7 protein-coding genes are annotated in these 12,266 nt (G+C 45.9%); 2 read left to right on the forward strand and 5 right to left on the reverse strand.

Features of this window, described 5'->3' with window-relative positions; translation table 11 throughout:
- The first annotated feature begins 1 nt into the window (after position 1).
- Both glyS and OIK42_RS00135 read left to right on the forward strand, forming a co-directional pair.
- Positions 2 to 2,071 (forward strand): glycine--tRNA ligase subunit beta, encoded by a 2,070-nt coding sequence (glyS, locus tag OIK42_RS00130; protein ID WP_273637526.1) that lies wholly within the window; start codon positions 2 to 4, stop codon positions 2,069 to 2,071.
- A gap of 75 nt (positions 2,072 to 2,146) precedes the next feature.
- A complete protein-coding gene (locus OIK42_RS00135) occupies positions 2,147 to 2,590 on the forward strand; it encodes an early set domain-containing protein (RefSeq protein ID WP_273637527.1) in 444 nt (147 codons plus the stop codon).
- An 83-nt stretch (positions 2,591 to 2,673) separates the two neighbouring features.
- On the opposite strand, the gene OIK42_RS00140 is transcribed toward OIK42_RS00135, so the two are convergent.
- From OIK42_RS00140 to dnaA, 5 genes are all read right to left on the reverse strand, one after another.
- Positions 2,674 to 5,361 (reverse strand): M14 family metallopeptidase, encoded by a 2,688-nt coding sequence (locus OIK42_RS00140; protein ID WP_273637528.1) that lies wholly within the window; start codon positions 5,359 to 5,361, stop codon positions 2,674 to 2,676.
- A 161-nt stretch (positions 5,362 to 5,522) separates the two neighbouring features.
- Positions 5,523 to 7,943 (reverse strand): DNA topoisomerase (ATP-hydrolyzing) subunit B, encoded by a 2,421-nt coding sequence (gyrB, locus tag OIK42_RS00145; protein ID WP_273637529.1) that lies wholly within the window; start codon positions 7,941 to 7,943, stop codon positions 5,523 to 5,525.
- Positions 7,944 to 7,949: 6 nt separating this feature from the next.
- Entirely contained in the window at positions 7,950 to 9,041 is a 1,092-nt protein-coding gene (gene recF / locus OIK42_RS00150; RefSeq protein WP_273637530.1) for a DNA replication/repair protein RecF, read from the reverse strand.
- 169 nt (positions 9,042 to 9,210) lie between these two features.
- Positions 9,211 to 10,314, reverse strand: a complete 1,104-nt coding sequence (gene dnaN, locus OIK42_RS00155) for a DNA polymerase III subunit beta (RefSeq protein WP_273637531.1) — start codon at positions 10,312 to 10,314, stop codon at positions 9,211 to 9,213.
- Positions 10,315 to 10,345: 31 nt separating this feature from the next.
- Positions 10,346 to 11,869: a chromosomal replication initiator protein DnaA gene (dnaA, locus tag OIK42_RS00160; RefSeq protein WP_273637532.1), complete on the reverse strand. Its 1,524-nt coding sequence runs from the start codon at positions 11,867 to 11,869 to the stop codon at positions 10,346 to 10,348.
- Between the last annotated feature and the right edge of the window lie 397 nt (positions 11,870 to 12,266).

The raw sequence follows: 12,266 nt of genomic DNA on the forward strand, positions 1-12,266 counted from the left end.
AGTGCGTACAGAGAATTTATTAATTGAGTTGGGAACCGAAGAACTCCCTCCTAAATCGTTGATCCAGCTAGGAAGCAGCTTTGCCGCAAACGTAGAAGATGCCCTCAACAATGCGGAACTAAGCTTTACTCAGGCCCATTGGTTTGCCGCACCGCGGCGCTTAGCGGTGTACGTTGTAGGTCTTGCTGAGCATCAACAGGATAAGATCGTTGAAAAACGTGGACCAGCCGTAAGTGCCGCCTTTGATGACGAAGGAAATCCAACCAAAGCGGCGGTGGGCTGGGCACGCGGTAATGGCATTTCGGTTGAGCAAGCCGAGCGACTGAAAACCGATAAAGGCGAATGGCTGCTGTATAAAGCCGAAGTGAAAGGCCAGCCGATCAGTGCCCTGCTTCAGGACATTGTTAATCAGGCGATTGCCAAATTACCTATTTCCAAGCCGATGCGCTGGGGTAACTATGAGACCCAGTTTATTCGTCCGGTACATACCCTGTGCACATTGTTTGGCAGTGAGTTAATAGCCGTTTCGGCACTCGGCATGGATAGCTCCCGGACTATTCAGGGGCATCGTTTCCACGGTGACAAAACCTTTGAGCTCGATCATGCGGATAATTACCTGACGGCGCTCAAGTCGCATTATGTTGTGGCTGATTTCGACACCCGTGCGTCGCAGATCGCCAGCTCGCTTAATAGTAAAGCCGAGCAGCTTGGCCTTGTTGCCGATTACGACGACAGCCTGTTAAATGAAATCGCCGCCTTAGTGGAATGGCCTGTAGTGCTGCAAGCCAGCTTTGATGAGAATTTCTTAAATGTGCCCAAAGAAGCGCTCATCTATACCATGAAAGATGACCAAAAGTACGTGCCGCTGCTTAATAAAGACGGTTCGTTGTCGAATCAGTTTTTGTTTGTGACAAACATCGAGAGCAACGATCCAATACAGATTATCAGTGGTAACGAGCGGGTTATCCGCCCTCGCCTTGCTGATGCTGAGTTTTTCTTTGATACCGATAAAAAGCATACCCTCGATTCAAGACGTGCATCCCTTGACACCGTGTTGTTCCAAAAGCAATTGGGTACGCTTAAAGATAAATCTGACCGTATCGCCAGGCTTTCGGCCTCGATAGCCAGAACAATTAACGCCGATCCGGCACACGCCGAGCGCGCAGGGTTGCTATCTAAGACCGACCTGATGACCAATATGGTCATGGAATTTCCGGATGTTCAGGGCGTAATGGGTAAATATTATGCCCTGCATGACGGCGAGCCCGAGCCGGTAGCCAATGCCTTATACGAACAGTACCTGCCGCGATTTGCCGGTGATGAGTTACCCTCCTCGCTGGAAAGCGCCGCCGTGGCACTGGCTGACAAGTTTGATACCCTGGTGGGTATTTTTGGCATTGGCCAGTTACCTAAGGGTGATCGGGACCCGTTTGCCCTGCGTCGGGCAGCCATTGGGGTGTTGCGCATTATCACGGAAAAATCGCTGGTGATTGACCTCGAGGAAGTCGTCAGCGAAGCGGTTGATATCTATGCCGACAAACTCAGTAATGCACAGTGTAACGAGCAAGTGGTCGATTTTATTCTTGGTCGCTTTAACGCATTGCTGCAGGATCAGAATGTTGATACTGATGTTATTCAGGCGGTTTCAGCACGTCGTCCAACACAGCCAACCGATTATTTAGCGCGTATTAATGCGGTAGCAGCCTTTAAGGAAAACGACGCCTCAGAAGCGCTTGCAGCGGCGAATAAGCGGGTTGCCAATATTCTCGCTAAGAATAATGTTGCCGGCGATGCCGATATCAGCGGGTCGTTGTTAACCGAAGAGGCCGAGATAGCACTTTATAACGATATCGAGGCTATCAAAGGCAGTATTCTGCAGCACGCCAGTGAGCGTGAGTATACTGAGGTATTGTCTCAGCTTGCCACCTTAAGACCGAGCATTGATGCGTTTTTTGATAATGTGATGGTCATGGCAGACGATGACAAGGTTAAACAAAACCGGCTGGCCCTGTTGCTGTTACTTCGCAGCCTGTTTTTAACTACCGCAGACATATCACTGCTGGCGAAGTAAGGTTAGCCATATCCGAATAACCAACAGAGACTAAGGGCACTAACAGGTGCCCTTTTTTATAAGGAAACCAATTATATGCAAAAACGCAGGTTCGCTATGGTTGCTGTACTGCTGGTATTTCTTGCCGGCTGTACGCAAACGGGCATGTATCCAATGTACCCGGAGCAAAAGCCGAGGATTGTTTTTTCTGACTGGTATTTACGTGGTGTATTTAACTGGTGGGAAGCCAAGCCTGCTTACCAGTTGCAGCGTGGTAATAGTAAGTGGTACGTAGATGTAGAGCTTATCGCCGATGGGCAGCCCTATGACTTTAAGTTTTCCAACGCCAACTGGACGCTGTCCCAGACCTGTGGCGGCAGTTACAAAGGATTAAGAGTTATCCTTAGCGAACCAACAGTGCTTAGCTGTGCAGAGCAAGCTGAAAACCTGCAGTTTATTCCAAAGACCACGGCAACGTATCGTTTTGCGGTGACAGGCAATACTGATTCTCAAATCATCCTGACTATTACGCAGCTTTAGACCAACCTGCGCAATTGAGATTTGCTGCCTGACCTGCATCAGCCAGGCAGCGGATCATTGCATACGAGATGCTACAACAGCGATTATGGAAGCGGTCTCGCGTGCGCTGCACCACGGAATATGGTGTTCATCAGCATCACATTTAAGCCATCGAGATAGGCCCTGGTTGCAGGCTCCTGGGTAAAGGCAATCACCATTCCCCGACCCATTGGTTGATGAATCAGATAGGGTTTATAGGCAATCTGAGACTTAAATTCATCCCAGATATAGCCACTTGCCATAACCTCATCTTTACCTTTAAACCACGCCACATTTTTACCGGATGCCAGCTTAATAGGTGAATACACATCATTACCGTATATCATGGCAACGACGTCCTGATTAACGCCAGCGGTTAGCCAGTGCTCCTGGTCGACTTCGACGTTGGCAAGAATACCGGCAACATAATCAGGCATGTCTTTGTCGTTTTCGATCATGTCGATAAAGCCCGCTTTATCCTTAATGACAGTACCGGCCACCACATCGTCACCATCTGCAGTCGGCGCGCTGGCCCCCTCTTCTTTTACCGCATACTCTCTTGCGACATCAAGTAAACCGGCACTCTCGGAGGCGGCCCATTGGGTTGCATCTGCCAGGGTAATTAATACCCCGCCTTTTTGTACCCAGTCTTTTATGTTTTGAGCACCACCTGCACCTAAATCACCTGCATAATAGCCTGACGGTAAAATGAGTACCTGATAATCACTCAGATTGGCGCGGCTTAATACATTGGCACGGATACCAGTAACCGGATAGTTAAACTGTTGCTCTATCACGAAACGCGTGTTGCCGGCACTTAACGAACTGGTTGGTTCATCCCAGGCCATTGCCACCTTAGGCGCTTTCATGGTGACAGTGTTACCACTACCAAAACTCGGTCCTTCTGTCACCCAGCTGCTATCGACCCCAACCACTTTGGCACCCGTTTCGTTAGCCAGTGACGCAATGATGGTTGGTAAATCGGCGTCGTTTTTGGCGACTTCGATAATCAACGACCCCGCCGGGAAACGACCAGCTTCCATTTTGAATGCCTGATCGGCACTTTTAACCTTAATGCCAGCACGTAGTGCTGCCGTTAAAAAGCGACCTGCAGACATATCACCCCAGGGTACGATGTAGGCAACCTTTGCATCAATGTTGCTTACATCAGCCAGTAATGGTGTATCGGCGCTAATAAAGTTGCCGTCAACCGATACGGCGCGTCCACAGTGGTCCGTATCGACGTTAAACATTAACGGTAACGACCAACCGGTGACATCATAGATTTGGTCACGCAGCTTATTGGCCCGGCGACGCTCTTGTTCTTTGATGAACTCGGCTGCCATATCAACCTGCTCGGTAAAGGTGGTTTTTACAAACAAACCACGGGGCTGTGCAGTATCAATAATGTAGGCACCTTCTTTATAGCTTGTACCACAAGCTTTAAAGCTTTCTGACGCCTGTTTTACCTCTACGCCATGCTCAGCCATGAGTGTGGCTAATCGATGCGTTCCTGCGCGATCACGTTCATTTGGTAATATATACACGCGTTCTTCATCATCATTTTTACCGGCCGCAATGGCGTTTACCTGATACTGATAAAAATCAGTCAGTATTTTTTCGCGATTTAAGGCAGTGGCCTCGGCCGTAGCCATGGATGCAACAAAGTGACGCTGAACGGTATCCTGGTAAGTTAATATCTCACCATCGGCCGTTTTAATGCGTTCACCACGGGCAGACGCCACCTCATAGGTTGCGGCTGACGCGCCATAGAAAGTTGGCCAGCTGTCGCCATAACCAGGGTAAAAGGCATCAAATACTTCGCGGGTAAAGTAACTAAAACCGAATTGGTCAAAATATTTGGCGTTGTTTTTGCCGATCAGCATGCTGTTGTCCAGCTGCCCTTCTTGCATGTAAGGGTTGATTGGCTGTGCTGACGGCACAAAGAAATAGCTCGAATCACTGCCCATTTCGTGGAGGTCAATAACAACCGTAGGCTTGTACTTATTAAGTAATTTAACCCGTGCTGCAGTTTCTGGTTGCGTGATTGCAAGCCAGTCTCTGTTCATGTCAAACAGATAATGATTTGAGCGTCCACGAGGCCAGGGTTCATTGTGTTCAGCACTAAGGCGGTCATCACTGTGCATGGCACCAACCGTTGAGTAGTAGCGGCTCACAAATCGCGCGCGGCCATCAGGGTTTTGTAATGGGTCGATGAATACCAGAGTGTTGTCTAAGATGGTTTTGTTCATCTTGACGTTGGTAGCGGCTAACAAATGGTAAGCCGTCATCATGGCAGCGTCGGTACTGGATATTTCGTTACCATGTACACCGTGCTCCAACCATACTGAGCTTGGCAGCTCGTCAATAAGCTTTTGCGCGGCAGATTTTGAGGTAACCCGTGGGTCGCTCAGTTTCGCCATACCTTCGACGTACTCATCGAGATTCATCAGGTTTTCTTCTGAGCCGATCACCGCGTAGATAAGCTCCCTGCCTTCCCATGTTTCGCCAAACTTAAACAGCTTTATGCGTTTTGGTGCAGCTTGTTGCAACGCTTCAAAGTACTTAACCATATCGCTGTGGCTGGTTATACGTTCCCCGGCGTTGTAGCCAAGCAGCTCTTTGTGGGTTGGGATGCTGTTGAGATATTGAGCCGAGGGCCACATTTGAAAAGTCGTATCTGCAGCCAATGTTGGCGCTGCAATACCCAGCGATGCTGCCAGCGTAGCAGCCAGAAGTAATTTATTGCCCATATTAATCCTTTTTTTTGTGATTTTGATTAATGTATATGGCTTTGTCTGCGCTGTCATGCTCAACAGTCTGCAATATGTGTCGGTCATCGAATAGGTACAAAAAAGCCCGATTTGTTATCGGGCTTTTTTTATTCAGGCAGCTATGAGTGAGATAGCGGCGTCTATACGTCGAGGTTTTCTACGTTGAGCGCGTTAGCTTCGATAAAGGCACGACGTGGTTCAACATGATCACCCATTAAGGTGGTAAACAGCTGATCACAAGCCACCGCATCTTCAATAGTTACTTGCAGCATTCTGCGGCTTTGCGGATCCATGGTGGTTTCCCATAATTGATCCGGGTTCATTTCGCCCAGTCCTTTATAGCGCTGAATATACTGACCACGCTTGGCTTCACTCATTAACCAGTCCAGCGCATCTTTAAAGTGTTCAACCGCCAGCTTGCGGTCGCCACGTTTAATGTAGGCGCCTTCTTCCATCATTCCGTTAATGGCTTCATTCAGGGCTTTGATACGTTGATATTCCGGTGACTCGATAAAATCGCGCCCCATATTATATTCGTATTCGATGCCGTGCATGCGCATGATAATGGCAATGTAGTATTCACTTCGCTCTGCATCACGTTTGATCTCATACTTGTACAATGCACCATCGGTTTCCTGAGTTTCCAGCGCACTGGTAAACTCTGAGGCAAATTCCGCTAGCGCACTCTCATTAGTCAGATCATCAGTCGACAATGTTTTGGTGTATATCAGTTTGTACCACAAGCTCGTTGGCATAACGCGGTACATGCGGGCAATAAGCTTTTCAACGCCCTGATACTGATTAACCAGGTTCTCTAAGGCTAAACCTTTTACCGGTAACGCCTCATCGCTAGTGTAAAGCTCTGCACCGTCAATCGCGATTGAAGTGAGGTGTCGGGTTAGCGAATCATCGTCTTTAAGGTACTGCTCTTGTTTGCCCTTTTTCACCTTATACAGTGGTGGCTGGGCAATATACACATAGCCACGTTCTATAATTTCTGGCATCTGGCGGTAAAAGAATGTCAGTAATAGCGTTCTGATGTGCGAGCCATCAACATCGGCATCGGTCATAATGATGATGCTGTGATAGCGCAGTTTATCAGGGTCATACTCGTCACGACCAATCCCGCAACCCAGTGCGGTGATCAACGTTGCCACTTCCTGAGAAGACAGCATCTTGTCAAATCGTGCTTTTTCGACGTTCAGAATTTTACCTTTGAGCGGTAGGATAGCCTGGTTTTTACGGTTACGACCTTGCTTTGCCGAGCCGCCCGCAGAGTCACCCTCCACTATGTACAGCTCGCTTAGTGCGGGATCTTTCTCCTGACAGTCGGCAAGCTTACCGGGCAAGCCTGCTAGGTCCAGGGCACCTTTTCGACGTGTCATTTCACGTGCTTTTCGGGCCGCTTCACGTGCCCGTGCCGCATCAATTATCTTGTTAGCGATAATCTTACTTTCGGTTGGGTTTTCCAGTAAGTAGTCGGTCAGCTTTTCGTTCATTGCTGACTCAACAGCAGGACGTACTTCAGATGACACCAGTTTATCTTTGGTCTGAGAAGAAAACTTAGGGTCTGGCACTTTTACCGATACCACCGCAGTTAAGCCTTCCCGCGCATCATCACCGCTGGTTGACGCTTTTGCTTTTTTATTGAGGCCTTCCTTTTCCATGTAGGTATTCAGCGTACGTGTTAGCGCACCTCTGAAACCTGCCAGGTGCGTACCACCATCACGTTGTGGAATATTATTGGTAAAACAGTAGATGTTTTCCTGAAATCCATCATTCCACTGCATCGACACTTCTACTGAAATACCGTCTTCACGCTCGCTGGAAAAGTGAAATACTTTGTTGTGAATAGGTGTTTTATTACGATTCAAGTATTCAATAAACGCCTGAATTCCGCCCTCGTAATGGAAGTGATCTTCTTTGCCATCACGTTCATCTTTAAGACGAATCGACACACCAGAGTTCAAAAACGATAACTCTCTTAATCGCTTAGCCAGTATCTCGTAATGAAATTCGACATTAGTAAAGGTGTCAGTACTTGGCCAAAAACGCAGAGTCGTTCCTGTTTTGTCGGTGTCGCCTATTACGCCCAGGGGTTTTTGTGGCACACCATGTTGGTATTCTTGTTCGTAAGTTTTACCACCACGGCGTATAACAAGCTTAAGTTTGCGTGATAGTGCGTTAACCACTGACACACCTACGCCATGCAAACCGCCGGATACTTTATAAGAATTATCGTCAAATTTACCACCGGCGTGTAGCACCGTCATGATAACTTCCGCAGCTGACACCCCTTCTTCTTCATGTAGTTCTGTGGGAATTCCGCGACCATCATCTGAAACGGCAACCGAGCCATCGGTGTGGATTTGAACTGTGATCTCAGAACAGTGTCCAGCTAATGCTTCATCTATTGAGTTATCGACAACCTCAAATACCATGTGATGCAAGCCAGTACCGTCGTCGGTGTCACCAATATACATGCCAGGACGCTTCCGAACTGCGTCCAAACCTTTCAGAACTTTAATACTCGAAGAATCATAATTGTTCTGTTCTGACATTTAGTTTTACTCCTCGTTCACGGAACCATGTTCCACGTGAAACATTTTTTTGTCTTTATATTTATTCACAAATTCAAGTTGTTCTTGTTCAATCGCTGTAACAAAAACCTGGGTCTGTGTTTCTATTAACCCGTCAATGAATCTTTCTCGTTTGTCTGCATCTAATTCTGCACCAATATCGTCAAGTAAAAAGATACTGTGTCTATTGGTTTCTAAGGTAAACAATTTTGTTTGTGCTAACTGTAGCGCTGCTACAGCCATTCGTAGCTGACCTCTTGATAACACTTCCTGAGCCTGGTTTTTATCAACCTTAAAGCGTAAATCCGCTTTGTGCGGGCCCGCTGAAGTGTATCCAACTTTTTGATCGTAACTGTGTTTACGACGCAGAACCTCAGACAATTCAGTGTCTTTATCCCAACCCCTATAATACGAGATTTCGACTAAAAACTCAGGTAGAAATTGCAAACAAGTCTCTTTAAATATGGGTATTAACTTATTCACATATTCCAGCCGTAAGGCGTCTATGCGTTCACTCAGGACGATAAACTGTTGATCCCAGTAACCTGCATCAAATTCCCGAGAATCTCTATTATAGTCCTTTAGCAGCGCATTACGATGCCTAAGTACTTTTGTGAACTGTTTAATCAGATCTGCATAGGATTGTTCCACGTGGAACAATCCCCAATCACAAAAACGGCGACGTTCTGAGGGAGAGCCAATAACGAGGTCAGTACTTTGAGGCGTAAACAACTGGATGGGCAGTAAACTGACTAAATCCGTGAGCCGCTTAAAATGCTCACCATTGACACTGCATTTGAACTGTTCGCCGTGCCCCCTGCTCAAACCAATCTTATACTGCTTATCCCCTTCACTAATACAATTAGCGAATATAGTGAACGCATCACAATTATGCTGCACAACCGATTGATGCTTAGACGTTCTGAATGAACGTCCGTAGCCTAAGTAATGTAGCGCTTCCAATAGCGACGATTTACCGCTGCCATTTTTACCGGTAATAATACTTAGTGTTGGAGAAGGCAGTAGTTGTACCGAATCGAAATTACGAAACTGTGTGAGCTGAACCTTATCCAAAATCATAAAATGATGAGCTTAATAAAGGCGGGATGCTGTGCAAGGTAAATACTAATCACGTGATAAAACTTTACTGAGTAATCCTGGCAAACCGGGCTGGGAGAAAACATTAATCTTGCGACCAAATGTTAACACCCCAGCAAAACAGTATTCATGCACAGCAGCGACAGTCACTCTACAAACGCATGGGCATGATAACGTACAACGCCGCGTCGTCATCTGCATCTTCAATTAGCGCGCTGGAGTTGGCGTCCATCAAATTGATTTTAACGTTATTTGAATTAATCGAATTGAGTACATCAATTAAATAGGCAACGTTAAAACCAATCTCTAGTGAGTCACCCTGATAATCAATATCGACAATTTCTTCGGCTTCTTCCTGCTCAGGATTATTCGCTGTGATTTTCAATTCACCAGAAGAAATATTGAGGCGAACACCTCTAAACTTTTCGTTAGATAAAATTGCCGCTCTGGAGAAAGCATCTTTTAAAACACCTTTGCTTGCTAAAATTGCTTTATCACTCTCTTTAGGCAATACACGACGGTAGTCCGGGAAACGCCCATCAACGAGTTTACTGGTAAAAATAAACTCAGTGGAAAACATGCGAATATGATTAGCGCCGATTTGTATCTTTAAGAGCTTGTCGTCGTCTTCTATAAGGCGAGAAATTTCCAACACGCCCTTACGCGGAATGATCACTTGTCGGGCAGGCAGCGACGCCGCGGTATATTCGAGTCTGCATAAAGCCAGGCGGTGACCATCTGTAGCAACAGTTCTTACCAGGTTTTCTTCCGTTTCCAGCGACATACCATTGAGGTAATAACGCACATCTTGTTGTGCCATCGAAAAGGAAACACTATCGATAAGATGTTTAAGATTGGCACCTGAAACTTCGAATTCTGCTTCGCCTTCCCAGTCTTCAAGGTTGGGATAGTCACTGGCAGATAACGTCGATAAGGTATAACGACCGCGCCCCGCTCTTATAATCGCTTTATTACCATCCAGGGAAAAATTAATTTGCGTGCCTTCTGACAAGCCACGACAAATATCAAATAATTTTTTGGCAGGTACGGTGATTTCACCCTCAGAAAATTCATCTTCCAATTTGATGCTAGAGATCAGTTCAACCTCTAAATCTGTACCTGTTAGCCATAGTGCGCCTTCACTAACCTTAATTAAAACGTTAGATAAAATTGGCAGGGTGTGACGTCTCTCTACTGCCCCGGATACAAGTTGCAATGGTTGTAAAAAGTTTTCCCGGCTGATGGTAAATTTCATCGAATTCTTTTCTCACCTGTGTTGGTTTTTATTAAGAAGACAGCGTTCTGATTAAATTCTTATAGTCTTCTTTTATATCATGACTTTCTTCTTTTAGCTGCTCAATTTTGCGGCATGCATGCAACACAGTTGTATGGTCACGGCCACCAAATACATTGCCCAACTCGGGTAAACTGTGGTTAGTTAACTCTTTGGCTAACGCCATAGCAACCTGCCTGGGTCTGGCTACGCTGCGACTGCGCCGTTTAGACAGAATATCAGATACTTTTATTTTATAGTAATCTGCTACGGTTTTTTGAATATTATCAACTGTAACCAACTTTTCTTGCAGAGCGAGTAAGTCTCGCAGCGCTTCGCGAACAAAATCGATAGTAATAGGTCGCCCGGTAAAATTGGCATTGGCTATAACCCGGTTTAACGCGCCTTCCAGCTCACGAACATTTGAGCGCAGACGCTTGGCAATGAAAAACGCCACTTCATTAGGCAAGTTAATATTATTCTCGGCTGCCTTACGCATAAGTATAGCCACCCGCGTTTCAAGTTCCGGCGGCTCAATAGCTATGGTTAGCCCCCAGCCAAAACGTGATTTTAAACGGTCTTCAACGCCATCAATCTCTTTAGGGTAACGATCAGAGGTCAAAATAATTTGCTGGTTACCTTCCAGCAACGCATTAAAAGTATGAAAAAACTCTTCCTGCGAACGCTCTTTATTAGCAAAGAACTGAATATCATCGATTAACAATGCATCTACGGAACGATAAAATCGCTTAAAGTCTTCAATCGCATTGTTCTGCAAAGCCTTAACCATATCCTGAACAAACCGCTCAGAATGCATATAAATAATCTTGGCATTGTCTTTTGAATCTAAGATGCCGTTGCCCACCGCGTGCAACAAATGCGTTTTACCTAAACCGGTACCACCGTAAATAAATAAGGGGTTATAAGAGCCACCTGGATTATTCGCTACCTGACTTGCTGCAGCTCTGGCTAATTGGTTTGACTTACCCTCAACAAAATTCTCAAACTGATAATTGGGATTAATATTGCTTTTGTGGCTTACCCCTTCAGGAATAGGTATTACCTGATTAGCTCTTGGTTGAGATTGTCTTGTTTGCTCGACTGCTGCCCTAGCCACCGATGACGAGGACTGACTAAAACCCGCCGCATTACTGCCCGGAAAGGATTGAGCTTGTGGTGAATTACTGGCCGCAGGATCAGGCTCTGCCGGCGCCCTGCGAGTATCCTCATTGCCCCTGTTCGACTGCATGGGAGGGGTATTAACCGCGGCACTGCTACCAGTACCAGAAGAAGGTCTGCGCTGAACAACTTCAAAACGCAATTGCGGTGTTTGCTGGGATCCGCAAAACTCTATAAAAAGTTGATTAATTTTGTCCCGGTACTTTTCACGAACCCAGTCCAAAATAAACCGGTTAGGAGCATACAGTGTAACAGCATCGTGATCTTGATCTGAGGTAAGTGGTCTTATCCACATAACAAACTGCTGTGTTGGGAGTTCCTGGCGTAAACGTTCCAGGCACTGATTCCATAAAGACATATTACTATTATGCTCCGTTAGTAGGTGTAGACCTTATTTTTATTGTTCTTATTCTTTATTAAAGTTATGTAATGATGCAGAACGATACAGAAAGTAAAAGCTGATATTCGTGCGTTATCTGATGACAACACAGCAGATCTACTGACAACTTGTGGATTATCTTACTTATTCGATCCGATGTAAATCGGGATCTCATAAAAAGGCCTTAAATAAACCTTTAAAACGATGTTTCATAAAGAAAAACTTATAATATCAATATACGATCACACGCCTTGATCGAAGATCCTGTATAGGCGATCAGTAGCTGCGATCAGGCTTGACATCCGTCTCAATAACTGTCAGAGAACACTTTTCTGTGGATAAATACAGTGTAAAACCAATTTATGCACAGATGGCC

Source organism: Alteromonas gilva (genome assembly GCF_028595265.1).
Lineage (GTDB): Bacteria > Pseudomonadota > Gammaproteobacteria > Enterobacterales > Alteromonadaceae > Alteromonas > Alteromonas gilva.